The sequence below is a fragment of the Oceanobacillus sp. J11TS1 genome (assembly GCF_018333215.1).
Lineage (GTDB): Bacteria > Bacillota > Bacilli > Bacillales > Amphibacillaceae > Oceanobacillus.
This window is the reverse complement of record NZ_BORO01000001.1, coordinates 92,304-116,428: the sequence shown is the minus strand read 5'-3', so window position 1 is coordinate 116,428 and position 24,125 is coordinate 92,304. Positions and strand designations below refer to the sequence as shown.

The following is a 24,125-nucleotide window of genomic DNA, read 5'->3' as shown; positions in this document are numbered from 1 at the left end:
TAAATGTACGCTATTTTCTACATTATTTTGCTTTTCGTTTCATCGTTATAAATTCCATATCTTTATAGTAAAAACGGTGCTCCCTGATAAAATTATTTTTCTCATATAGACGTATCGCTCTTTTGTTAAAGGTTGCTACAGTGAGACGAATCGCCTTCCCTTTATACTCTTGTTCAAGATAATGAAGGATTCGTTTCAAAAAATAATCTCCGCATCCCTTCCCTGTCAAAACGGGATTCATCCCTAAACCTAAATCAACACAATCTTCTATATAAGCAGCGTTTCTCTCTCCTGCAGGGACTTTCGCTGAACGTCCGGTACAAAAGAAACCAACCAAATCACGTGACGAATCTACCAGTGCATAATAGTTTCCTCCGAGTAATTCAACAATGGCACTTGTTGTCAATACATTGTTATAAAAATCATAAGGCTTTTCATACTTCCAGCAAAGTGCCTCAATTGCATACTTTTGTGTCATTCGAACAATATGTATATTCATCAGATATCCCCACTTTTCCTTAGCCTGCCTTTATTATTCCATCGTTCTTATTCGCGCTGAATACTTATGTAAATAAAAGTTTATCTATTCGTAAAAGCTCAGTGATGTCATACGATCCGTTCTTCTATAAAGTAAGTTTTTTGTAAAGAGGATGTTGCTTCTATGGTATCTCTTGTCTGCTGATTATTGCAACAATTATTTTATGTATTGTCTATTTTTAAATTCTACATATAGATAAATTTATTCCTACCAAAAGAAATACAAACCAAGTTTTCAACTTCAAACTTGATTTGTATTTCTTTTTCTCCCAGCTTCTGAGTAAACAATATATCCTTTGCTCTAAATTCGATATTGCACTTCCACCTTAGCTTCCACCGATTGATTTCCTGGTTCAATCGGTGTAGATGCCATTTTAAAAACCTGAGCTGGCCCGACGCCATTTGATGTGGTCTGCTCGTTTATTTTTAATGGAATTGGATTTAATTTAGCACCTACCTCCTCTGCTAAACTTTCAGCTTTTCTTTGCGCATCCGAAAGTGCAAAGTTCAATGCTTCTATATAAAAGTTTTCTGGATTATCTACGGAAAATTCAATGGATACGACCTCGTTCGCCCCATTTTCTGTGGCACGATCAATGATTTCACCAATTTCATTTATATTTTCTGTAACTACCGTTATTTCATTTCGCACTTCATAGCCCTGTAGTGTCTGACTGCCATCTTGGTAATTATAAATCGGTCTTGCTGAAAAACTTGTGGTTTCGATTTGCTCCCTTGGGACACCAATTTGCTGTAGAACATCCAAGACTTGATTCATTCTCCTCGCATTTTCATCTTGCGCCGTTTGTAAAGAGTCATCCATTGTCGAAACAACTAATTGGATACGACCAATGCTTGGAGAAACAATCACCGTACCAACGCCAGTTACTGTGATAACACCTTGTTGTTGGTTATTTTGCCGATCTGGCATTCTATGTCCATAATTAGGCGGTACATAGGTATAATACATCGCCGACACCCCTCCTCTCATACCATCCTATGTGGTATAAGGCTGTACCATTCTATAATTTTCATTAATCCCAGTAGTTTGGATCTTGCATCTGTATCTCCTCCACGATATCCTCTAAATCCTGCGGGGTAATTGTAAAAATAGGATAATCTTTGGATGTTCGCTTCGTTGCATCATAAAAATATTTTACACTTCCCGGATATTCGTCATCCACAAGGAGCAATGCTGCATCACTTTTATCAATCAGCCATAAATCCTTTGCCCGAAATTGGTAGGCTCCTTGATATTCTCCTTTATAAAGAGGTTTAAAAAAATCTGCCGTCATCATGAGTTCTTCATATTTTTCTTTGATGGGATCCGGCCAACGCTGATCTTGATTTTCAAATGGCGGGAATACACCTATTTGGACATCGTATTCGTCTTTTAAATCCATCAGCACATCTGCTGTCCATAATTCAATTCCCATTTGACCGGAAATAATGACCCATTCTAATCCCTCTTCAATAAAAGTACGTAATCGTTTTTCTATGGCTGCTTTAATAAAAACAATCCTTGGGTCATTTTCTTTAAAGATACCTAATTCCGTTGGCTTATAACCTGTTACATGTAATATTTTCACTGCTATTTCCTTTCCAATTAAATTAAAACATTCCTTTTTCCTTAACTACATTTATTCTAACGCAGGAATACTTCTTTTAAAAGCTCGTCCTAATTTATAAAAATAAGGTAGCCTTTCACTACCCTATTTTATTCACCATGGTCGTGGTCTACCGAATGGATGTACCCTGGGATGGTTCCCCATTCTCCACGGCATCTGTTCTGGTGGAACGATTGGCGGGAAACGGAATTGCGGGTGTGAACCCATAGGCTGTCTTCCCCAAAACGGTTGCATGCCATGTGGTCTGGGATGCTGATTTTTTATCGAAGGATGATGGATATAAGTCGTGTGTACAGGATGGATATGATGAACAACAGATTCAGACGACGTATGGACATACTGATGCTTTGTCGGATGAACAATGGTCTGTTCATTACGATGCGGCTGGTTAAATCGTCCTCTACCTTGCATACATTCTTCCCCCTTTTTTACTTCTATCTTTCAATGTATGCTATAAACGTACAGGCGGATAAGGCAAAAACCCAATTTACACGTGGACTTTTTTGATGTTATAAAGCTTGATCTATTGGTTATATTGAAGTACTTTCTGATAAAGTAAGTTGATGAACTACATAAAAAATCATCATAATAAAACTTTTTTCAAAAAAGGCTGGCATTTTATTTTGAATATGTGTTATACTATAATTAATTATTTAGATTCGGTAGAAATACAGGATGGGAAACAATAAAGATTGATCTTTCGTCTTGAAATTTATCTTTGAACTAAATAGTAATAAACAGTGCAACAACTGCACGTGGAGGTAAAAGAATGAACACAGGTTCTGTAAAATGGTTTAACGCTGAAAAAGGCTTCGGTTTCATCGAAGTAGAAGGTGGAGACGATGTATTCGTACATTTCTCTGCAATCCAAGGTGAAGGTTTCAAAACTTTAGAAGAAGGTCAAACAGTTACTTTCGATATCGAAGAAGGAAACCGCGGACCTCAAGCTGCTAACGTTGTAAAAGGCTAATAAGCAGATAGTAAAAAGAGCTGATCAATTTTGATTGGCTCTTTTTTTATTTGGTTGAAATAGTTATCACAGCGATCATCATTACCGAAAAGATACTCCTTACCTAATAACTTCTATATTTATTTGATATATATACAGAAACCCTCCTGCTCATAATGCAGAAGGATTTCCCTTTACAGTATAAAATAGAATAAACGGTTTCCCTTATTAAAACTGTTCTGTCAAAGCCGTAACAATTTGTTTTTTACGGGACACAACGCCTCTTAATAACGCACGGTCATTTTCGTCTAAAGTGACATTAAATGCCGTTTCTACCTTGCCACTTTCTGCACCGACTGCCAAAACTTCCGAATCGTTATTTAAAATGTCTGTAGCAACAAATAGGAATAAATCTAATCCTTTTTCTTTGACGTTTTCCGAAATTTCACGAACTAATTCATCTTGAAGTTGATAGATCTCATCCACATCAACCGCATTTACTTGCGCAATTTCAACTTTTGCATCGCCCATCGCAAATTCCTTGGCATCCATTGTGATCAACTCTTTAACCGTTTTATCACTAATATCCGCACCAGCTTTTAGCATATCTAAACCATATTGCTCCAGGTTTACTCCTGCTTTTTCAGCTAATTCACGCGCTGCTTTGATATCTTCTTCTGTACAAGTTGGTGATTTTAATAATAAAGAATCAGAAATAATAGCAGATAATAATAAGCCTGCGATATTTTTATCTAGTTCTATATTATTCTCTTTGTACATTTTGTTTAAAATGGTTGCTGTACAGCCAACTGGCTCTGCACGGAAATAAAGCGGCTCTTTTGTTTGGAAATTAGAGACACGATGATGGTCAATTACTTCGCGAATAACAGCATTCTCAATATTGTCTGCACTCTGCTGAAATTCATTATGATCTACTAAAATAACCTCAGTGCCATCTTCTACACCTTGAATAAGTGCCGGAGCTTCAACTCCAAATTGGTCTAAAGCAAATTGGGTTTCACCATTCACTTCGCCTAAACGTGCAGGACTTACTTCTTCTCCTAGTTTTGTTTTTAAATCAGCATAAGCTAACGCGGAACAAATTGTATCCGTATCAGGATTTTTATGTCCGAAAATGAGTTTTTTTGGCATCTTGTTATTTCCTCCCTCGACAAACTTTCCTATATAGATTATCATATTTCGTGCTCAATCCTCTAGTCCTAATCTTGTATCTTCCAAAAATACTTAGAAATATTTTCATTCCTCATCGAATTACTGTGAAAATAATCATTATTAGATTATAATAAATCTTATTGGAGGGATTTGAAATGACAAGAAAACAATTTAACTTAACACGTACTGCTTTACTAACTTTCGCTTCCGACTTGGACGATAACATTATTGATGTACAAGCAGATTATTTTAATAATACAATTCGCTGGCACCTAGGCCACACACTCGTAACAATGGAAAAATTTTTATTCCGCTATCCTAAGAAATCAGAAAATATACCTGCGAACTATGCCGACTTCTTTGGATCTGGAACAAGTCCAAAAGATTGGAAAGAGGAACCACCAAGCCTCGAGGAACTTCTGGAAGCATTAGAACTGCAGCAACAGCGGATTAACGAATTTAATGATTTATTCTGGAAATCTAATGTGCAATTTAAGGTTCCTTTTGGCAGCATCGAAACACACGGTGATTTGTTAATTATGCTTTCCTTCCACGAAGCAGAGCATCTTGGCAAAGTAAAAGCGATGCATCAGGTTGTAGCAAAGGATAAAAATGAATAAACCCTATATTATTATTGGCGGTGGTATATTAGGAGCTAGCACCGCCTTTTACCTTTCGAAACAAGGAGCACAGGTTATTCTGATTGATCGACAGGATGATGGCCAAGCAACCGATGCTGCCGCTGGGATTATTTGTCCTTGGATTTCCCAACGCCGCAATAAGAAGTGGTACCACCTCGCAAAAAACGGCGCTGCAATATATCCATCGCTTATTGCAGAATTAGAGAAGCTTGGCGAGAAAGATACCGGTTATAAACAAGTGGGCGCACTCAGCCTGCATACAGACCCTAAAAAATTAGATGGAATGGAAGAAAGAGCCCACAAACGTCGAGCAGAAGCTCCCGAAATCGGTGATATTATTCGTCTTGATGCAGAAGAAACGCATAACCGTTTTCCAATTTTACAAAAGGACTATCAAGCTGTTTTCATCAGCGGAGCGGCACGTGTAGACGGAAGAAAATTATTACATTCCCTAAAAAAAGCAGCGAAGGCAAACGGAGCTATCCTTTTATCTGGAGACGCAAAATTACGTATAAATGAAAATACAGTAACAGGTGTAGAACTTAATAATGAAAGCCTCGATGCAAAAAAAATTATTTTAGCAAATGGTGCTTGGATGAAGGAAACGGTAGAGCCTTTAGGCATTCCGTTAGATATTTCTTTTCAACGCGCACAAATTATGCACTTACAAATTCCATCTTTAAAAACAGCCCATTGGCCAGTAGTTATGCCACCTGGAACAAAATATTTACTCTCACAGGATGACAACCGCTTTGTCATTGGGTCAACCCATGAGGATGAATTGAATTTCGATTATCGCGTGACCGCTGCTGGTGTGCATGAAATTTTAGACCAAGGACTTGCGATTGCCCCAGATTTAGCAAAAGCAACCATCCTTGAAACCCGAGTCGGTTTCCGTCCGTATACCCCTGGGTTTTTACCTATTATCGGAGAACTTCCAACGCATGAAAATGTCCTGCTTGCGAATGGACTCGGGTCCTCAGGATTAACGATGGGACCGTTTCTTGGACAACAGCTTGCAAAGCTTGCAACCAAACAACCTCTTGACATCTCACTGGAAGATTACGCTGTAACTACAGCTCTTGTAGCTGATGTCTAAGATATATTTGTGAACTTCCCAAAATTGAGGTGAACGCAGTTGAAGGGATCTCATATTGTAATAATTATTATTTTAGTTGTGGCTTTAACAGCCTTTTTTACATGGTTATGGCTTCAAGGTTTTAACGGGAACCAAGAAAGCTTTTTTCATCCTAAAGGAATTACTAAGTAATAAATACTACGAAAAGCCACAAACGTTGTTGTTCGTGGCTTTTCGTACTAATCTTTTATACGTTTTCCCTTTAAATTTTACCTGTCAGACGTTTCTTTAGGCGCTAATTCAATTGCTTGTCTTAATGCTTCCAACATACTTCCTTCATCCACAATTCCTTTTCCTGCAATATCAAAGGCCGTGCCATGATCCACGCTTGTACGGATAATCGGTAGACCTACTGTAATATTTACCCCAGCTTCCAAACCAAGTACTTTTATCGGTCCATGACCCTGATCGTGATACATAGCTACAACAATATCAAAATCTCCGCGTTGCGCTCGGAAAAATAGTGTATCTGCCGGCAGAGGCCCTTCAACATCAATCCCTTGTTCTACCGCCTGCTGAACTGCCGGAATAATTTTTTCTTCCTCTTCACCGTATCCGAACAATCCATTTTCCCCCGCATGTGGGTTAATTCCACAAACCCCTATCTTCGGCTGTTTGATCCCTGAATCTTTCAACGTTTTATCTGCAAGTTTTATGACTTTCCATACACGTTCTGGCTGGATCATCTTAATAGCATCAATCAATCCTATATGGGTTGTAACATGAATTACTTTTAGTTTGGGTGATGACAACATCATGGAAAAATCTTCGGTATTGGTTAAATCTGCTAAAATCTCTGTATGACCAGGATACATGTGTCCACCTTTTTGCAATGCTTCTTTATTCAAAGGAGCGGTACAAATTGCTTGAATTTTACTTTCATTTGCTAGCTCAATAGCAACTCGCAAATATTGAAAAGCTGCATTACCGGCTACTGGCGACACCTGACCGACAACTAAATCTTCCGGAATAAGGTCTAAGTCAACACAAGTAATCTCTCCAAGGACAGTTTGTTTAAAATCATCCTCTTTACTAATTTTCGTAATGGATGTGTCAATGTTTAAATCCTTTGCTGCACGCTCTAATATTTTCGAATCTCCAATAACTATCGGATGCGCATTTTGATAAATTTCTGCTTCCTGTAAACTTTTTACAATAACTTCCGGACCAACACCTGCAGCATCTCCCATTGTTATACCTATAATCGGTTTGTTACTCATAAACTTCTTCCCCTTTCATTTCCATCATAGCATGATAGATAGAATCTTTTTTTCCAAATGCACCAGCTTTTGTTATGACAAGACTTTCATTTTCCCCAATAAGAGAAACTAAAGGGATACCCGGTTCCACCTGTTTGATAAGATGCAGCCCAATTGCTCCTAATTTTTGCGTAATTGCTTTTGCTGTGTCGCCTCCAGTTAAAACAAAACGGTCCAGTTTTGGAAATTGACTTTTTATATCAACAACTAATTCAGCTATTCTGGCAGATATTGTTTCACCTATTTCATTATTGGAAAGCCCTAGTTTCATACCTGTTTCCTTTACTTGACTACGAATATCCTCGTTAGATGGAACATACAAAACAATATCTTTTTCTTCTGCAAGAATTTTCATACATGCTTTTTGATAAGTTGCTTTATGCTCCTCCCAGTCCTTCTGGAACATGTATAGCGGATTTAATTCAATCCCCTCCACACCTGGTTGATGTAGTGCATAATTCACTTGAACCTGTGTTTTTTCTGATAAACTGCCACATACTGTCATGGCAAAATTCGAGTACTCATAAGAAACACTTTGCTTTTCTTTCTCGATACCTAACATTTCTGGGAGAACTTCAGCTAACCCCGCAGATCCAGCCCATATAATCTGGTTAGTTTCTTTAATGAATTTCTTTGCTGCATTTTTTAAATCTTTTTCCGTTTCTGCATCACAACAGATTATTCTAATATTCCTCGCATGTATAATTTCCAATTTTTCCTGGAATTTCTTATCACTTTCTAAATCTTCTTTTGTAATCAATCCAACCTTCTCATCTATCTGTTTTTCAATTAGGCTGGGAATATGCGATTCTGTCACAGGATGCTTGGGATCTTTTGCAATTTCTGTTTCTGAAATTAATTTCCCATGAACATAATGATAACCATCCCTTGTTATGCGGCCCATTTCAGGAAAAGCCGGGATAACAACAATAAACCTCGCTTCTAAAACGTTGCCCATCGCCTGTAATTCATGACCAATATGTCCCCTGAGTGTAGAATCCATCTTCTTATATACATGCATATAATTGAGATTTTTAATAAACTTTGCCGATTCCGTTGTTACAGAAATTGCCTTTTCTCTCGATAAAGCTCTTGAATTCGTATCAATGACCACACCTTCACTAAGAAACTTAATTTTCTTAGGAATTTGAAATAATACAGATGTATTAATTCCTTTTTCCGTTAATTGGATTCCACTATCATTCGCTCCGGTTAAGTCATCTGCGATTATCGCAATTTGTTTCATCATCTTACACCTTCTTTACTATATAAAATTACCCCTGATTTTCTACCATATAATCGTCAGGCACTTTAATACCTTTTTTCTCTAACCGTTTCACGAGAAAACCTACATAAAACGGTAATAGCACTGCAGTTGTCACAACCGCAGCAGCGACTTGAACAGTAGCTAATTCTACATTCGCAGCAAAAGCGGGGCTTGCAGCAGCAATCGCCGCCGGAGTAGCTACAGCGTTTCCTGCAGTAGATCCTTCCGCAGCTCCGACAACCGGATTCCATTTCATCGCTTTAAAAATGAAATATCCTGCGGTACCAGATACAAACACAGTTAACAACCCTAAAACTATTCCCCCTAGTCCGCCATCTATGATACTGGAAAAATCGATTCCCATCCCAAGTGCAAATGCAAAAAATGGAATAAGTACGTTACTACCTGAATTAAAGAAATCTCTTAATTCTTCATCTAAGTTCCCTAAAACCATACCGATAATAATTGGAAGTAAAACGGATAAGAAGGAAACAAACGAGAACATCCCTTCAACAAATCCCATTACACCAAAAATGGATAATGCTACCATAGTTAGAAATGGACCATCATTTAATGCTAGCAATGAATATGCTGCCCGATCCGTTTTATCTCCGTATTGGCCCACCAGTGCTACATATAGACCGCCGTTACTATTGGTCATTGCAGCTATAATTGCAATTGGCGCTAGACCTAACCACAATCCGTTTTCTCCCATCATCAAGAAAGCCAACAGACCAACCAAGGCACCAACAACCCATTTAGTAAATAATAGTGCCGCACCTTTCCCAAGACTCACACCTACATTTCTCACATTAATTTGTGCACCGGTGAATAATAAAAACAATGCAATTAAAGTACTTGAACCATCCACGAATAATGCCTGCGTAAAGTTCCCTATACGTAATAATTCTGGAGCAACCGTATTTATCGTTGCAGCTAACAACAATGGTACTACCATCATCCCTCCGGGTATACGTTCTATTGTTGCCTTAATCTTCATTTCTTCTCCCCCATATACTCATTTTGTTTATTTTTGAAACAAACCTTTATATAAAGCGTTTGCATTTATATATAATAATACTAAATGAATAAAAAAGCAACAACTTTTTATAAAATTATAGCTATAATTAACTACATCTTTATAAATCGTTTCATTTTTAAACAATAAATCGATTCCTCACAAAAAAACCATACAAGCATTCTCATTTTCTGTGTAGAAAAGAGTTTTGCGTTGCATGGTTCTCTTTAAGGATTTTCTTGATTACTATTTAATTTTCTCCACAATGTAGTACGATTCATTCCAAGTCGCTTTGCAGTACGTGTCTGATTCCCTCTCTCTTCCTCAAATACTTTTTGAATAAGGACCTGTTCCATTTCTGCTAACGTTAGATGTGAAGGAACATAAAAACCATTTTCCTTTTTCGTCTCTCTGCTGTGGGTTTCTTCTTCGCTCAACAGGTCATTAACGTGCTTCTTTTCAATATAATAACCAGTAGAACGGAGGCTTAATTCCCTTACTTTCTTCTTCAATTCAACGAAATTCCCTGGCCATTTCAATTTTTTTAGTACTTCAAGCGCTTCTGGACGTATTCCTAACGTCTCATTACCGAATTCTGTATGGAAATCCGATAAATAATAAAATATAAAGGCTTTTAAGTCCTCTTTCCGCTTACGTAGAGGTTGTGTGCTAAAAGAAACGGAGCTAATCTTTTCAATCAAAGAAAGAAGTACGCCTTGATTTTCCAACAATGAAGGAATATTTTTTTCTGATAAAAATATCATCTGTATCGTTTCTTCCGTTGCTTTAATTAGCTTAATTAATCTTTTTTGATCAACAGATACTATATTTTCAATATGTTCGAAGATAACCGTTCCCTTTTGATAATCGCTCAACTTTTCTTCGAGTACTTGAAGATCATTTGCTGTCATGATTTCACAATTAACAACAAATAAAGGATGATTTTGGCCAAATTTATGAAAATGAATTGATTTTGCTATTGTCATTTTCCCCGTACCAAATTCACCTGATATAAACAGCCTTTTATTTGTTGCTGCCAATATATTTATTTGTCTTCTTAAATTTTTTGCATAGGTACTATCGCCGAGGACTGGCTTATGGATGATTTTTGTAATCATACGCACTGCATCTGACTCATTATGCTTTTTGATTGAACAAAGTTGAATTCCAACAAGTTTTTCCTCCGTATCAGAAACAGGAAAAATTTTCAGTTCTATCTGTACGCTGTCCACGTTTATAACTTTCCACTTCATCGTATTTGACAATAAAACATGGTGAAGCGCCTCGTCGATTTCTTTTTTTCTAATTATATTTTTTAATAGGGCTTGCTCCTTTAGGGATAAATTATTGAAAAATAAATTGTTATCTCGATCGACGACCGCCATACTTATCGGAATCGATTGAAGAATACTGAGATATCGTTTCGTCTTATTAGATGTTTTTTGATACAAAGCGTACTTTCTTCTTGCTTCATCAAACGCATCAAAGATTGCTTCTTTCCCAGATGTAATTAAAAATCCTCGCAAACCGATTTTTTGGGCCTCTTCCACAGTAACTACATCTCCTATAACAATTTCATATCTTTCATTTTTTAGTTCTTTTAGTAATAACCGGACCTCATCGCGCTGGTTGATAGTAAACATTTTAATATTGTAATCAAGAATACCATTCAGTGTTCTAGCCCCACGGCAAATATTTTCAAAGCCGATAAAAGCAACTGGATTCCGCGCATCTTGTATTAATGTAAAAACACGTAGCATATCGTACCCTGTAATATCAATATGTACAACAGGAATAGAAACAATCTCCTCAATTAAACCCGCTGTCCCTCCGCGGCTGATAATTATATCATATCCTTGACTCTCCGCTTCTTCGGCAAGACGAATCGCTTCTTCTAAATTTGCCAACTTCGTATCTAACTGAAAGTCTTCCGGAACTTTTAATTGCTTCACCGCTTCAATCATTCCTGTATATGGCGCTATCAATAAAGCTTTTATCATTTTCACACCTACTTCTGCTGCATTCTTAAACAAATCTATTATGTCATAAGTAAACATGGATGTCACACAACATAATGGTTACTTCCACTTCTATGTTAAGATACAGATTCCTTTCTCTTCTTAAGTCTCTGCTTATACTCTACTTCCATTACAAAAGCTCCAAGTTTTAGATAAGTTGCTTGAAATATTGGACTCTGGATAAAGGTGAATACAAATGTAAAAATAAACACAGGTCCACCAATAATCAGCCCTAAAATCAGCACGGTGCATTCCGTAACAATCCGTACACGGCCAATGGGTGCCCCTAATTTATCAGCCAAGGAAAGCATAAACCCATCACGGGGACCAGAACCGACACCAGCAGCATTATACATTCCTCCACCGAAACCCATGATACAGATCCCTAATAATATAAAAACAATATCCAGCCATGTATTAGAGGCTGTAGGAAGAATTCCTGTCCAGTGGTAGAAATCCACAAATGCCCCGATTAGAATTGCATTAAAAAAAGTCCCAACTTTTATGTATCTGCGGTCTAGAATCAAACAAATGCAAATTAATAAAAAAGAAATAATAATATTCCATGTTCCCACCGTAAACCCGACTTTATCAAACATGGCTACATTTAAAACATCCCATGGATGAATGCCTAAATGCTGCATATTAATGGTTAGAGCAATACCGCCACTGAAAACCAATAATCCGAGCAAAAAAAGGAACCATCGAAATGAGTTGTTCAATACCAACACCCTTCTTTCTAAAAGATTTAAATGCGTTTAGGATAATCGATTATAGATAGTATACGATTTTTCAAGATAAATAAAAAGGTCACATTTGACCAATTATCAGTTAATTCCACCATAATACATTTAAATTAGCCCCGGTAATTCTTATAATCCTTTTTCCTAAAAACAGGTTTATGGATTTCTTTTCAATCCATAAACCTTTCGATTTGCAACTTACAATACTTTATTCAAAAAATTTTTCGTCCGTTCAGATGCTGGATTGGTAAAAATAACGTCTGGTGTATTTTCCTCCATTATAATCCCTTCATCCATAAATAACACCCTATCAGCAACCTCTCTTGCAAAACCCATTTCATGCGTAACTACTACCATGGTCATTCCTTCTTTTGCTAGTTGCTTCATAACCTCCAATACTTCTCCGACAAGTTCTGGATCAAGGGCCGAAGTCGGCTCATCGAAAAGCATTAACTTCGGTTCCATAGCAAGTGCCCGAGCTATTGCTACGCGCTGCTGCTGTCCCCCTGATAGTTGTGCAGGATATTGATCTGCTTTTTCCGCGAGGCCGACCTTAACTAGTAACGCTTCACCGCGCTTTCTCGCCTCCTCTGCAGAAATCTTGCGAACTTTTCGCGGAGCGAGCATGACATTTTGAATAACGGTTTTATGAGGAAATAAATTAAATTGCTGGAATACCATGCCTACTTCCGTTCGAATCATATTAATATCTGTTGCTCTATCCCTTAAATTATACCCATCCACAATGACGTCTCCGCTCGTAATATCCTCTAATAAATTAAGACATCGCAAAAAAGTACTTTTGCCTGACCCGCTTGGCCCGATAACGCAAACTACTTCTTTTTCTTTAACTTCACAATTAATTCCTTTTAAGACTTGATTATCACCAAATTTTTTGTGTAAATCCTGTACTGTAATCATTAATAATTCAACCTTCTTTCTATATAGCGAAGCAATAAGGACAGACTAAAATTAATTACTAAGTAAAATAAAGCTACCGTGGTATAAATCTCCACTGCATTAAAATGGTTCGATGCAATATATCTGCCTTGAAACATTAATTCCGGAACTAAAATAACGGATAATAGCGAAGTATCTTTAATACTGATGATAAATTGGTTTCCCAGTGGCGGGATCATCCGTTTAAATGCCTGAGGCCAAATAATATAACGCATTGTTTGATGTTTATTTAACCCTAAAGAACGACCAGCCTCCATTTGCCCCTTATCAATCGAATCAACAGATCCGCGGACAATTTCTGCAATATACGCTCCAGAATTTATCGCAATAACGACAATACCTGCAGGAACTGAATCCATATTGTATTGCGTAATAATTGGTAAGGCAAAGAAAATCCAAATTGCTTGTACAAGGACTGGTGTGCCTCGAATAACTTCAACATAGATAGATGAAATAACAAAAAAGAACTTATTCTTTGAAATCCTACCTAAACCAAAAATAGCTCCTAATATAAATCCAATTAATAAACCAATAACGGAGATTAATAACGTATAATACAAACCTTTACCTAATTGTGGTAAAAAATCAATCACCTGGGCAAAATCAAACATTCCCTCACCTCTCTAGTCAATAAAAAAAGGAGCCGTGCATTGATTGCCAGCCCCCTATTCTATATCTGCAAAATAAACTGTACCAATGATTTTTGGTTCGTTAATATCTCTGCGGAGCAATTTAATTATCCTATTTTGACAACCAAATAAATCATTTCTTCATTTTAAAACGCTTTCATTACGGTTACTCTGAAGCGCCAAACCATTTATCATAAATCTCATCATAGGTTCCATTTTCTTTCAACGTAGCCAACGCATCATTTACCGCAGCTACTAAGTCTTCGTTCCCTTTCGAAATCGCAATCCCATAATCTTCCGCTTGGTATAGATCGCCAACTACTTTTAATCCATCCCCAGTTGTAGCAATATAATATTCTACGTTTGGCAGGTCGTACATCACTGCATCTGCACTCCCATTTTCAACAGCCATATAAACTTGATCTAACTGTTCATACGTATCAATTTTCTTATCTTCTAAGTTTTCTTCAAGAAATTTTGCACTTGTAGAGCCTAATCGCGTTGCAATCGTTTTCCCTTCTAAGTCTTCTAAATTATTAATATCTTCATTATCTTCTCGCACAGCAATAGCAAGACCAGATTCATAATAAGGATCACTGAAGTCCACTGTCCCTTTTCTGTCTTCCGTAATACTTATTCCAGCCACAGCAATTTCAAACTGCCCTGTCTGCAATCCTGGAATAATACCATCAAAATTCGTTGTCTGAATCTCACCATCAACCTCAAATCCAGCTTCTTCGGCAATGGCAGTTATTAACTCGATGTCAAAACCAACTAACTCCCCATCCTCCATAAATTCAAATGGCACAAATGAGTTATCGCTTACAACGGTATACGAGTCCTTTAAATCATAACTGCCATCGTCTGCCCCTCCCTCATCTGCTGAAGCGTCATCCCCATTTCCGCACGCAGCTAAAATAAGTAGTGAAAAAACTGCGAGCATGAACATCCAATTTCTTTGTTTACTTAACATCCAACATCCCCCCTAATATTTGTTTTCTTTTATGTGGATAAACTTAAGTATACCAAAAATACTTATTTATTAAAAATTCATTATTAAATCATATTTCAGAAAAAACAAGCAAATTTGGTGATTTTAAGTCTTTACCCATTGTTTATATTCATTAAACATGGAAATCATCTTAAATTCTTTCTTTTTCGTACAGATATGTTTAGAATAAGGTTTTAAAAGCAAGAATAAGCTGCATCTGTTAAACTATTTCATAGATTTAAGTTGTTTGTTGTAGATAATCAAATATGTAGGAGGAAATGTATCAGCATGCAAGATAATATCTCTATTTTGGAATGGAAAGCTTTTGTTGAAAAAAAACGCAAGAATAAAATATTAATGAAATTAATCTGGAATGATATCGATAAATTGACATTACTTATTACACCAAATATGAAAGTTAACTCGTTTATAATTGATGAGAAAGAAGGATATCTCTTTTATGATATAGAAGGAAAACCCATTACTAAACCTGTCCCGTCCATTATTCCAAGCAGCGCATTAAAAGATGGACAAATTCGTCTAAAAGCTATATCAGATGGCGAAGTGACACTTTATGGAGAACGTTTATCTAAACAGGAAATAAATGAATTAAATCACTCTCTGAGTTAAAAAGTCTCTAGCAGATAGTTTTTTCTATCTCTAGAGACTTTTTAACTTAGGTATGATTCTTTTTTGCATCATATTTTGACCAGAATGTTGCAAGAATCGGCCCAGAAATATTATGCCATACACTGAAGAGCGCACTTGGGACAGCGGCAATTGGATTAGCTGCGAAAAAGGTCAATGCTAATGTGGAAGCTAGTCCAGAATTCTGCATACCAACCTCAATGGCAATGGACTTCTGATCTGGAAAGTTTAGCTTGCATACTCTCGCTAAAATAAAACCAAGGAACAAGCCTAAGAGATTATGCAGGATAACAACGCCAAAAATGAGCAGTCCTGAGGATGCTATGGCATCTGTATTTACTGCCACAACTGCTGTAGCAACCGCAACAATACCAATTACAGAAATAAGCGGTAACACTCCTATACTTTTTTCCACTTGTTTACGGAAGAACAAACGAATAACAAAACCTAAAATAATTGGGATAAGTACAACTTTTATAATTGAAATAAACATATCCGTAAACGAAACTGCCATCCACTGATTGGCAAACAATAGTGTTAGGGCCGGCGTTAAAATTGGCGCTAATAAAGTAGATACAGTTGTTGCTGATACCGATAAAGCTGTATTCCCTTTTGCTAAGTATGCCATTACGTTTGATGCTGTTCCGCCGGGACAACACCCAACTAAAATAACGCCAACTGCAATCTCTGGCGGTAATTGGAAAGCAACAGCTAGTCCATATGCTAAGAGCGGCATAATCGTATATTGGGCAATCACAGCAATGAAAACACTCTTGGGAGCTTTTAATACATCTTTAAAATCCTTCGGTGTGAGCGTTAGCCCCATTCCAAACATAATGATTCCCAATAAAATACTTACGTGTGGCGCAATCCAAGCAAATCCGCTTGGAAACAAGAAACTGATTACTCCAAATATAATCACCCAAAGGGCAAATGTGTTTCCTGCAAAACTACTGATTCTTTCTAACGTTTTCACTGCGAAGTCCTCCTAAAAGATACTTTTGCTAACGGCTTCTTATTAGTGTGTGTTCAAAAAGGAGGATAAAAAGGACCAAGAAGTTCGAGGCGGCGTAGCTTTGAGTACCGGACTTCCACAGAATGTGGTGGCTTCTATGTTGCCCACATGACGTGAGCGGTTTTAATAGAAGTTCCTTAACGGTGAATACGTGAGGAACGGAAAAGCAAGCCAAAGAGTTTCCTCAGGATGAGGTGATTTCTACGTTGCTCACACGACGTGGGCGGTTTTAGTAGAAGTTCCTTTTCCCGAAGTGTCATTTTCACCGGACTTTTTGAACATCCTCTATTAGCAAAAATTCCAACAATTTAATCTAATATTCTAAAGGATAGAAATGACTGGGAAGCCTAAGAATTTCTATACTTAAAAGAAAATAAAAGATGTTCTATATTATACCAAAAGTCAGATAATTAAGTCCATACTAAATTGAGATATTCTTATAGTTAGTATTAATTGCTTAATCAATTAGATTGTTTACATAAAAATTCTAAAGGGGCCCCTCCCCCACTGATTAAGAGAATGATAGCAAGTTTATCTTCTCTACTTAATCAAAAACAAGATTTAATCCCCCAATTGTGGCCATAATTAAGACCAAGACTGTAAATACTTTTTGCGGAACATATTTTAAAAGCCTTATTCCGATAAGGGCTCCAACTATAATAATCGGCACCATCATCATGTTTAGCGAGAAAGTTTCCAATGTAATTATATTGAGATGCAGATAAAAAGGAGCTTTAATCAGATTTACCGTTAAAAAGAACCAGGCACCTGTTCCAATAAATTCTCTCTTTGGCAATCCTTTTACCAGTAAATAAATTGTCATAATTGCTCCGGCGGCATTTCCTACCATCGATGTAAAGCCACCAAGGGCACCCATTAAGATTATGAATAGAAGCGAGTTTGGAAGCATTTTATTAAAATTATCCCCAAATTTTTGCCGAGTCAGGTTTAGTGCAATCATCACTAAAATAATCACACCAATCAACGGCTTTAGAATTTCATCACGAATATTTTGAAGCACAAAAAAACCTGCCACAATTCCAATGGAAACCCAAGGAATAAGGCTGATTAAATACTTCCATACGACGTTCCTTCTATAAAATGTGACTGCAAACAGATCGCCAATCAGAAGCATAGGCAACAAGAAACCGACTGATTCTCTTGCTGGAAAAACAAACATAATTAATGTTACGACAAGAATAATCATGTTTGGCAAACCAGATTTTGAAAGACCGATCAGCAATGCACATAATCCTATCGTCATCCAATCTATTAATTCAAGTTCAGGCATATTTCTTCTCCTCTAATATCTATTATTCAGCTTAAATTCTATTTAATTATCGAATAAATATATACCAATCCTAGCTTACCATACAACAGCTTCCCTACCGGATATAATTTGACTAGGTATCAGTAACCAGCTACACTTCCTAATGACATGCACCACCTATACTAGATGCTATTACCTTCGAATACTTTACCCATAATTAATCTAGCCGAAACAAATTAAATAACTTACCTATAACAGAAAATCTTAGTTCTATTCTATCAAAATAATCTAGCATAATTATTTTATCCTAAATCCCCTGTTGACTTATCGGAATTATGTGGTTAAATTATAATTATCATTAAATACTTTATACAGGGAGGAAATTCAATGAAAGCTAGGAAGTACTATTTTATTTTATTTACTGCGCTAATTTTATTTTTAACAGCATGTAACACAGAAATGGGTGGCGGTGAAGAAAGTGCAGCAGCAGGCTCTGATGGAGAAGATACTCAAAGCGTCGATGTTGTAGAGGACACTAAAATAGAAGCAAGTGATCCTGCCAGCTCTCCAGAGTTAGCGCTTAATCGTGGAAACACAGTTGTTGTAGGTTTACAGGAGCCAGGGGGCGTATTTACACCGCATTTTAATACAAGCGGCTATGATGGCAACGTTCAATCTGTTATGTTCCCTCCACTGGTTGATATCGATGAATCCGGCGAACCTTATCCTCGATTAGCAGAAAGTTGGGAAATATCTGATGACGGATTAACCTATACATACCATTTAAGAGAGAATCTAAAGTTTGATGATGGTTCAGATCTTACGGCGCATGATGTAGCATTCACCATCACGCTTCTTCATGATCCTTCTTATCCGGGCTCTACCGATATTACAGAGGCAAATGTGGTCGGAGGCTTGGATTATAAGGAAGGTGACGCTGAAGAAATTGATGGGATTACGGTAATCGATGATCAAACTATTGAAATTCAAGTGGAAGAGCCTAACGCAAGATCATTAACCATGCTTGGCGGGGAGGTGCTAAGTGAATCATATTATGGTGCAGATTATTCAAAAGGTAACCTAGACTATATTAATGATCTTCATTTAAAACCGCTTGGAGCTGGCCCATTCAAATTTGAAGCCTATAATCCAGGCGAAGAAATTCGATTTATTTCTAATGAGTTCTACTATAATGGAGAACCAGAAGTAGATACATTTATTTATCGAACTTCGGAAGGTGATTCGCAGCAATTCTTCCAAACTGGTGAATTAGACTATAGCGCGTTTCCTGCAGACCAAGACAATTTTGAGTTATTACAATCTCTAGGTTATGCGAATATCGACCTTTATACATCATCAAATTATAGTTACGTAGCATTTAATCACGAATCTGAGATTTTCCAGGACCCGAATGTTCGTATTGCCTTCAATCTCGGTCTAGATCGCCAAGCTTATATTGATGCACGATTCCAAGGGTTTGCTGAATTAGCAAATGTCCCAGTTGCTCCTGTTTCTTGGGCATACACAGACGAAATTGAACCTTTCCCGTATGACCCAGAAGAAGCAAAACGTTTGCTTGAAGAAGCTGGCTGGAAAGAAGGCTCCGATGGTATTCGCGAAAAAGATGGTGAAAAATTAAGAGTTTACTTCTTTACAACAGATGGCAGCGGCGGAAATGATATTTTCGTTACATTAGCTCAAGAAAATTACCGTGAAATCGGCATTGATTTGCAAATTGAACAAATGGACTTCAACGCTTTATTATCTCGTGTTGATAACGGGGACCATGATCTTGTATCCTTTTCAACAACGATGCAGCCAGACCCCCATATCGGCGTAGAAGCCTTTCATTCGAAGCATACAAGCAATACATTTAGAGGGTATGAAAATCCAGAAGTTGATGAATTGATCGATGCTGCGGTGGCAGTGAGTGATATTAACGAACGCGCAGAAGCGTATCATGAATTATACGCCAAACTGCAAGAAGATCCACCAATGATTTTACTTAATTACAATAAAGTATTAGCAGGTACTAATGCACGGGTAGAAGGATTTGAACCAAACGGCATTCGCGGAATTTCTCCAAGTTTGGAAAACCTGCGCATCGTGGAGTAACCGTATCTGAGTAAAGCAACAATATAAATGGATACCAAATCCAAGTTCGAATTTCAGTATGCAGTTGATTCCTGTCTGATCTTAGATAGGAATCAACTGCCTTTTCGAACAAATAGGTTTTCTATATTACATATCATTTTTTAAACCTTGATGGGATATTATCCCAAAGACTTTGTTACATAGAAAGAAGGTATCGAAATGAACAACTATTTTGTAAAACGGTTTTTATATCTGATTCCAACACTCATTGGTGCATCCATCCTTATTTTCTTTTTATATTCGTTGATTCCAGGTAATTTTATTGATACTGATCCAAACTTAACAGCTGAAAGAAAAGCAGAACTATACGCATTATACGGGTTTGATCAACCAACGATTATTCGGTACTTTATTTGGATGGGGAATTTATTTCAAGGGGATCTAGGCTACTCCCTTCAATTTCAGCGACCCGTTACAGAAGTTCTAAATAATTATATTTGGAGTTCATTTATCGTTGCTTTTGCATCCCTATTTTTAACCTGGGGAATTGCAATGGTCATCGGCGTTATTTCTGCGACAAAGCAATATTCCTTTTTCGATTCCTTTATTACCATCCTTGTTTTCGGTGCCATGGCAATCCCCTCCTTCTTCCTTGGTCTGATTGCGATTAAATTCTTCGCGGTAGACTTAGGATGGTTTCCTGCTGGTGGTATGACTACCTCAGGGGCTGATTATACAGGTTGGGCTTATGTAAAAGATATTGCAGAACATATGGTCCTACCTGTTATTGTCTTAACCATGCTGGGGATTGGCGGTCTGACAAGGTATTTTCGTACAAATATGCTTGAAGTTGTCAAACAAGATTTTGTTCGTACTGCAAGGGCCAAGGGATTAAAGGAAAAGGTTGTTATTTATAAACATGCGTTAAGAAATGCCCTTCTTCCCGCTATTACCCTATTTGCTTTTGAGCTTCCAGCGCTATTCAGCGGAGCAATCATTACAGAGCAAATTTTCAACTGGCCCGGAATTGGCGCCATCTATATGCAGGCCTTCTCTGTAAGGGATTATCCTTTATTAATGGGCTTCACCATGTTTATCGCAGTATTAACCGTTATTAGCAACTTAATCGCAGATATACTATACGGAGTTGCTGATCCTCGCGTCAGAGTTAAATAATAGAGGGGGAGCATCATGTCTTATTCAAATAATGAAGTGATTCAAACTGATCATATAACAAAAACTGTCCAAAGATCTTCTTTATGGAAAGAAGTTATGAAGCGCTTTTTTAAAAGAAAAATGGCCATTGCCGGACTGATTATTCTATTACTTGTGTTTTTATTTAGTTTTATTGGTCCATTCTTCTCTCCTTATATGACTGCCGGCACAAACCCGCAGGAAATTCATCAAGCTCCCAGCCTATCTCATTGGCTCGGCACTGATCATCTAGGAAGGGATGTACTTACCAGATTGATGCTTGCTGGCAGAATTTCATTGACTGTCGGAATCGGCGCCATGCTGTTAGCTGTAACAATTGGCGGGATTCTGGGGATTCTTGCAGGGTATTACGGTGGCCTTATTGACCAAATTGTGATGCGGATTGCTGATATTTTAATGACTCTGCCCGGTCTGCCGCTTCTTTTTATCATGGCAGCAATTATGTCAGAATGGCAAGTACCAGCAGAGCAAAGATTATATATCGTTATGATTATGCTAAGTCTTGTAAACTGGCCAAGTCTTGCCCGTTTAATTCGCAGTCAGGTACTTAGTTTAAGAGAAAGAGAGTTTATGGTTGCAACAGAAGTATTAGGACTGCGCGACAAACGAAAGGTATTAAATCACCTGCTTCCAAACGTTGTTCCTTTATTGATTGTTACAGCTACATTAAGTGTTGGAGGAGCAATCTTAAGCGAATCCGTATTAAGCTTCTTTGGATTAGGTGTTGTTCCACCAACAGCTTCATGGGGGAATATGATTAATACAGCAAACACATTAATTGATTTTACCAATAGACCATGGCTTTGGATTCCACCTGGGGTGGCAATATTTGTTACAGTTATTGCTGTAAATCTATTAGGGGATGGATTACGCGATTCCATTGATCCAAACATGAAAGGAAGGTAACTACATGACACAACAAAAACCGCTTTTATCTGTAAATCATTTAAAAACATACTTTCAATCCGATGACGGACTGGTAAAAGCCGTGGATGGAATCAACTTTGACGTTTATCAAGGGGAAACCGTTTGTATTGTTGGAGAATCTGGATGCGGAAAAAGTGTAACAGCGATGTCGATTATGGGGTTACTTCCAGATTCCTCCACAATACAAGGGAGCATAAACTTAGACGGAGAAGAACTAACAAAGCTGTCAAAAGGAAATATGCGCAGAATCCGCGGAAATAAACTATCTATGATTTTTCAGGAACCAATGACCTCCTTAAATCCTGTTATGACCATAGGAGAGCAAATAACAGAAGTCCTGCTAGAACATCAGGTTATCTCCAAAAAGCAAGCAATCAAAAAATCACTCGAGCTAATTAAATTGGTTGGCATTGGCCGTGGGGAGCAGATTATAAAATCGTATCCACATCAATTAAGCGGTGGAATGCTCCAAAGAGTAATGATCGCTATTGCACTTGCCTGTGATCCGAAAATGCTTATTGCAGATGAACCAACAACAGCATTGGATGTAACTATTCAGGCACAGGTATTAAATTTATTACAAGATTTAAAAGAAGAAACCAATATGTCCATGCTTCTAATCACACATGATCTTGGAGTTGTAGCTGAAGTGGCGGACAGAGTGGTTGTGATGTATGCCGGCAAAGTAGTCGAGCAAGGTACGGTAGAAGAAATATTTACAGACCCGAAACACCCTTATACGAGAGGACTATTGCAAGCCAAGCCTGTCCTTGGTTCCCGTAAAAAAAGACTCTATACTATTCCTGGTCAGGTTCCAAAGCTGGTTGATCTAAAGCCTTCCTGCTACTTTGCGGACCGCTGTGAACATTGCATGGAAATTTGCACACAACAAACACCAGAACTAAAATGCAATGACAACAGTGAACATAAAGTTGCCTGCTGGCTTTATGAAAAAGAGGTGGTACATCAATGACACAGGAAGCCATTATCCAAGTCAATCAGCTTGAGAAAAAGTATAAAGCAAAAGAAAAAATGTTCCGTAAAAACACAGAATATATTAAAGCCGTAGATAACGTCAGCTTCCATATTGAACAAGGTGAAACATTTGGTCTGGTTGGAGAGTCCGGCAGCGGTAAAAGTACGATTGGCAAGTCGATTTTGCGCTTGCAAAGTATATCTAATGGAGAGATTATCTACAATGGGAAAAATGTTTTTCAATTAGATAAAAAAGAAATGCGTCATCTACGTACAAAAATGCAATTTGTTTTTCAAGATCCATTCAGTTCTCTAAATCCTCGATTAAGGATTGGTGATGCGCTTGCAGAGCCTTTATTAGACCATGGGTTAGCAACCAAAAAAAATGTAAAAGAAAAAGTAATGGAAACAATGGAGGTGTGCGGACTCCCAACGTACCATATTAATAAGTTTCCGCACGAGTTCAGCGGGGGGCAGCGCCAGCGAATTGGGATTGCTCGTGCTATGATTATGGATCCGGAATTTATTGTTGCCGATGAACCTGTTTCTGCTTTAGATGTATCCATTCAAGCACAGATTATTAATCTGTTTCAGGAATTACAAGAGGAAAGGAATTTATCCTATCTATTTATCTCACATGATTTGAGTGTAGTGGAACATTTATGTTCACGTATTGGTGTGCTGTATCTCGGGACCATGATGGAATTGGCCAGCAGAGACCAATTATACGAAAATCCGCTGCATCCCTATACAAAGGCTTTACTATCAGCGGTTCCCATCCCTGATCCTACAAAGCGGCGGGAACGAATTCTGTTGAAGGGTGATTTGCCAAACCCTGCTTCTCCCCCTTCTGGATGCAAATTCCATACACGCTGCCCATTCGCTATGGATATTTGTCGAAGAGTAACACCAGAATTTAAGGAAAGAGAACCAGGACATTTCGTTGCTTGCCATTTAGTAGATAAGGATGAAACAAATACTTAAATAGAAAAGGTGTATCCACTCAAATCATATGGATACACCTTTTCTA

24 protein-coding genes are annotated in these 24,125 nt (G+C 37.6%); 9 read left to right on the top strand and 15 right to left on the bottom strand.

Features of this window, described 5'->3' with window-relative positions; all coding sequences use genetic code 11:
• Nucleotides 1–22: 22 nt before the first annotated feature.
• From KI343_RS00590 to KI343_RS00575, 4 genes are all read right to left on the bottom strand, one after another.
• Nucleotides 23–499 (bottom strand): GNAT family N-acetyltransferase, encoded by a 477-nt coding sequence (locus tag KI343_RS00590; RefSeq protein WP_212924487.1) that lies wholly within the window; start codon nt 497–499, stop codon nt 23–25.
• Between the two features lie 339 nt (nt 500–838).
• Nucleotides 839–1,507 carry an SIMPL domain-containing protein gene (locus KI343_RS00585; RefSeq protein ID WP_212924486.1) on the bottom strand — a complete coding sequence of 223 codons (669 nt, stop codon included), beginning with the start codon at nt 1,505–1,507 and terminating at the stop codon, nt 839–841.
• Between the two features lie 64 nt (nt 1,508–1,571).
• Nucleotides 1,572–2,126: an SLOG family protein gene (locus KI343_RS00580; RefSeq protein ID WP_212924485.1), complete on the bottom strand. Its 555-nt coding sequence runs from the start codon at nt 2,124–2,126 to the stop codon at nt 1,572–1,574.
• Nucleotides 2,127–2,258: 132 nt separating this feature from the next.
• Nucleotides 2,259–2,576, bottom strand: a complete 318-nt coding sequence (locus tag KI343_RS00575) for a CotD family spore coat protein (protein ID WP_212924484.1) — start codon at nt 2,574–2,576, stop codon at nt 2,259–2,261.
• Between the two features lie 358 nt (nt 2,577–2,934).
• Between KI343_RS00575 and KI343_RS00570 the strand changes: the two genes are divergently transcribed.
• On the top strand, nt 2,935–3,135 hold the full coding sequence (locus KI343_RS00570) for a cold-shock protein (protein WP_212924483.1): 201 nt from the start codon (nt 2,935–2,937) through the stop codon (nt 3,133–3,135).
• 207 nt (nt 3,136–3,342) lie between these two features.
• On the opposite strand, the gene KI343_RS00565 is transcribed toward KI343_RS00570, so the two are convergent.
• Nucleotides 3,343–4,266 carry a manganese-dependent inorganic pyrophosphatase gene (locus KI343_RS00565; protein ID WP_212924482.1) on the bottom strand — a complete coding sequence of 308 codons (924 nt, stop codon included), beginning with the start codon at nt 4,264–4,266 and terminating at the stop codon, nt 3,343–3,345.
• A gap of 176 nt (nt 4,267–4,442) precedes the next feature.
• On the opposite strand from KI343_RS00565, the gene KI343_RS00560 reads away from it, so the two are divergent.
• Together KI343_RS00560 and KI343_RS00555 are read left to right on the top strand one after the other, a co-directional pair.
• Nucleotides 4,443–4,907: a DinB family protein gene (locus KI343_RS00560; RefSeq protein ID WP_212924481.1), complete on the top strand. Its 465-nt coding sequence runs from the start codon at nt 4,443–4,445 to the stop codon at nt 4,905–4,907.
• On the top strand, nt 4,900–6,027 hold the full coding sequence (locus KI343_RS00555) for an NAD(P)/FAD-dependent oxidoreductase (RefSeq protein ID WP_212924480.1): 1,128 nt from the start codon (nt 4,900–4,902) through the stop codon (nt 6,025–6,027). The genes KI343_RS00560 and KI343_RS00555 overlap by 8 nt, the downstream gene beginning before the upstream one ends.
• A gap of 248 nt (nt 6,028–6,275) precedes the next feature.
• Here KI343_RS00555 and pdxA read toward each other — a convergent pair whose 3' ends face one another.
• The 8 genes from pdxA to KI343_RS00515 all read right to left on the bottom strand — a co-directional run bounded on the left by pdxA (nt 6,276) and on the right by KI343_RS00515 (nt 14,933).
• A complete protein-coding gene (pdxA, locus tag KI343_RS00550; RefSeq protein WP_212924479.1) occupies nt 6,276–7,286 on the bottom strand; it encodes a 4-hydroxythreonine-4-phosphate dehydrogenase PdxA in 1,011 nt (336 codons plus the stop codon).
• Nucleotides 7,279–8,574, bottom strand: a complete 1,296-nt coding sequence (locus tag KI343_RS00545; protein WP_212924478.1) for a four-carbon acid sugar kinase family protein — start codon at nt 8,572–8,574, stop codon at nt 7,279–7,281. The genes pdxA and KI343_RS00545 overlap by 8 nt, the downstream gene beginning before the upstream one ends.
• Nucleotides 8,575–8,599: 25 nt before the next feature.
• Nucleotides 8,600–9,592: a 2-keto-3-deoxygluconate permease gene (locus tag KI343_RS00540; protein WP_212924477.1), complete on the bottom strand. Its 993-nt coding sequence runs from the start codon at nt 9,590–9,592 to the stop codon at nt 8,600–8,602.
• Between the two features lie 245 nt (nt 9,593–9,837).
• The gene (locus KI343_RS00535; RefSeq protein ID WP_212924476.1) at nt 9,838–11,610 is read right to left on the bottom strand and encodes a sigma-54-dependent Fis family transcriptional regulator; all 1,773 of its coding nucleotides are present in this window, start codon (nt 11,608–11,610) and stop codon (nt 9,838–9,840) included.
• A gap of 95 nt (nt 11,611–11,705) precedes the next feature.
• The gene (locus KI343_RS00530; protein ID WP_212924475.1) at nt 11,706–12,350 is read right to left on the bottom strand and encodes a YczE/YyaS/YitT family protein; all 645 of its coding nucleotides are present in this window, start codon (nt 12,348–12,350) and stop codon (nt 11,706–11,708) included.
• A 219-nt stretch (nt 12,351–12,569) separates the two neighbouring features.
• A complete protein-coding gene (locus KI343_RS00525) occupies nt 12,570–13,292 on the bottom strand; it encodes an amino acid ABC transporter ATP-binding protein (RefSeq protein WP_212924474.1) in 723 nt (240 codons plus the stop codon).
• The gene (locus KI343_RS00520) at nt 13,292–13,942 is read right to left on the bottom strand and encodes an amino acid ABC transporter permease (protein ID WP_212924473.1); all 651 of its coding nucleotides are present in this window, start codon (nt 13,940–13,942) and stop codon (nt 13,292–13,294) included. The genes KI343_RS00525 and KI343_RS00520 overlap by 1 nt, the downstream gene beginning before the upstream one ends.
• A 184-nt stretch (nt 13,943–14,126) precedes the next feature.
• Nucleotides 14,127–14,933, bottom strand: coding sequence for a transporter substrate-binding domain-containing protein (locus tag KI343_RS00515; protein WP_212924472.1), 807 nt, complete (start codon nt 14,931–14,933; stop codon nt 14,127–14,129).
• Nucleotides 14,934–15,239: 306 nt separating this feature from the next.
• On the opposite strand from KI343_RS00515, the gene KI343_RS00510 reads away from it, so the two are divergent.
• Entirely contained in the window at nt 15,240–15,581 is a 342-nt protein-coding gene (locus KI343_RS00510; protein ID WP_212924471.1) for a hypothetical protein, read from the top strand.
• 46 nt (nt 15,582–15,627) lie between these two features.
• Here the strand turns inward: KI343_RS00510 and KI343_RS00505 are convergent, their stop codons facing one another.
• Together KI343_RS00505 and KI343_RS00500 are read right to left on the bottom strand one after the other, a co-directional pair.
• Nucleotides 15,628–16,575: a bile acid:sodium symporter family protein gene (locus KI343_RS00505; protein WP_212924470.1), complete on the bottom strand. Its 948-nt coding sequence runs from the start codon at nt 16,573–16,575 to the stop codon at nt 15,628–15,630.
• 583 nt (nt 16,576–17,158) lie between these two features.
• Entirely contained in the window at nt 17,159–17,905 is a 747-nt protein-coding gene (locus KI343_RS00500; RefSeq protein WP_212924469.1) for a sulfite exporter TauE/SafE family protein, read from the bottom strand.
• Nucleotides 17,906–18,271: 366 nt separating this feature from the next.
• Here KI343_RS00500 and KI343_RS00495 point away from each other — a divergent pair, with 366 nt between their 5' ends.
• From KI343_RS00495 to KI343_RS00475, 5 genes are all read left to right on the top strand, one after another.
• Nucleotides 18,272–19,999, top strand: a complete 1,728-nt coding sequence (locus KI343_RS00495; RefSeq protein ID WP_212924468.1) for an ABC transporter substrate-binding protein — start codon at nt 18,272–18,274, stop codon at nt 19,997–19,999.
• Between the two features lie 198 nt (nt 20,000–20,197).
• On the top strand, nt 20,198–21,154 hold the full coding sequence (locus tag KI343_RS00490; protein WP_212924467.1) for an ABC transporter permease: 957 nt from the start codon (nt 20,198–20,200) through the stop codon (nt 21,152–21,154).
• 15 nt (nt 21,155–21,169) lie between these two features.
• Nucleotides 21,170–22,099, top strand: a complete 930-nt coding sequence (gene opp4C / locus KI343_RS00485) for an oligopeptide ABC transporter permease (protein ID WP_212924466.1) — start codon at nt 21,170–21,172, stop codon at nt 22,097–22,099.
• Nucleotides 22,100–22,103: 4 nt separating this feature from the next.
• A complete protein-coding gene (locus KI343_RS00480; RefSeq protein WP_212924465.1) occupies nt 22,104–23,093 on the top strand; it encodes an ABC transporter ATP-binding protein in 990 nt (329 codons plus the stop codon).
• A complete protein-coding gene (locus tag KI343_RS00475) occupies nt 23,090–24,079 on the top strand; it encodes an ABC transporter ATP-binding protein (protein WP_212924464.1) in 990 nt (329 codons plus the stop codon). The genes KI343_RS00480 and KI343_RS00475 overlap by 4 nt, the downstream gene beginning before the upstream one ends.
• The last annotated feature ends 46 nt before the right edge of the window (nt 24,080–24,125 follow it).

What these genes read in the sequence shown, in the direction of transcription:
- KI343_RS00525 (WP_212924474.1), bottom strand. Translation starts at nt 13,292, where the DNA reads ATGATTACAGTACAGGATTTACACAAAAAATTTGGTGATAATCAAGTC.
- KI343_RS00555 (WP_212924480.1), top strand. Translation starts at nt 4,900, where the DNA reads ATGAATAAACCCTATATTATTATTGGCGGTGGTATATTAGGAGCTAGC.
- KI343_RS00515 (WP_212924472.1), bottom strand. Translation starts at nt 14,933, where the DNA reads ATGTTAAGTAAACAAAGAAATTGGATGTTCATGCTCGCAGTTTTTTCA.
- KI343_RS00585 (WP_212924486.1), bottom strand. Translation starts at nt 1,507, where the DNA reads ATGTATTATACCTATGTACCGCCTAATTATGGACATAGAATGCCAGAT.
- KI343_RS00545 (WP_212924478.1), bottom strand. Translation starts at nt 8,574, where the DNA reads ATGATGAAACAAATTGCGATAATCGCAGATGACTTAACCGGAGCGAAT.
- KI343_RS00570 (WP_212924483.1), top strand. Translation starts at nt 2,935, where the DNA reads ATGAACACAGGTTCTGTAAAATGGTTTAACGCTGAAAAAGGCTTCGGT.
- opp4C (WP_212924466.1), top strand. Translation starts at nt 21,170, where the DNA reads ATGTCTTATTCAAATAATGAAGTGATTCAAACTGATCATATAACAAAA.
- KI343_RS00535 (WP_212924476.1), bottom strand. Translation starts at nt 11,610, where the DNA reads ATGATAAAAGCTTTATTGATAGCGCCATATACAGGAATGATTGAAGCG.
- KI343_RS00475 (WP_212924464.1), top strand. Translation starts at nt 23,090, where the DNA reads ATGACACAGGAAGCCATTATCCAAGTCAATCAGCTTGAGAAAAAGTAT.
- KI343_RS00575 (WP_212924484.1), bottom strand. Translation starts at nt 2,576, where the DNA reads ATGCAAGGTAGAGGACGATTTAACCAGCCGCATCGTAATGAACAGACC.
- KI343_RS00540 (WP_212924477.1), bottom strand. Translation starts at nt 9,592, where the DNA reads ATGAAGATTAAGGCAACAATAGAACGTATACCCGGAGGGATGATGGTA.
- KI343_RS00490 (WP_212924467.1), top strand. Translation starts at nt 20,198, where the DNA reads ATGAACAACTATTTTGTAAAACGGTTTTTATATCTGATTCCAACACTC.
- KI343_RS00510 (WP_212924471.1), top strand. Translation starts at nt 15,240, where the DNA reads ATGCAAGATAATATCTCTATTTTGGAATGGAAAGCTTTTGTTGAAAAA.
- pdxA (WP_212924479.1), bottom strand. Translation starts at nt 7,286, where the DNA reads ATGAGTAACAAACCGATTATAGGTATAACAATGGGAGATGCTGCAGGT.
- KI343_RS00520 (WP_212924473.1), bottom strand. Translation starts at nt 13,942, where the DNA reads ATGTTTGATTTTGCCCAGGTGATTGATTTTTTACCACAATTAGGTAAA.
- KI343_RS00480 (WP_212924465.1), top strand. Translation starts at nt 22,104, where the DNA reads ATGACACAACAAAAACCGCTTTTATCTGTAAATCATTTAAAAACATAC.
- KI343_RS00560 (WP_212924481.1), top strand. Translation starts at nt 4,443, where the DNA reads ATGACAAGAAAACAATTTAACTTAACACGTACTGCTTTACTAACTTTC.
- KI343_RS00495 (WP_212924468.1), top strand. Translation starts at nt 18,272, where the DNA reads ATGAAAGCTAGGAAGTACTATTTTATTTTATTTACTGCGCTAATTTTA.
- KI343_RS00500 (WP_212924469.1), bottom strand. Translation starts at nt 17,905, where the DNA reads ATGCCTGAACTTGAATTAATAGATTGGATGACGATAGGATTATGTGCA.
- KI343_RS00590 (WP_212924487.1), bottom strand. Translation starts at nt 499, where the DNA reads ATGAATATACATATTGTTCGAATGACACAAAAGTATGCAATTGAGGCA.
- KI343_RS00565 (WP_212924482.1), bottom strand. Translation starts at nt 4,266, where the DNA reads ATGCCAAAAAAACTCATTTTCGGACATAAAAATCCTGATACGGATACA.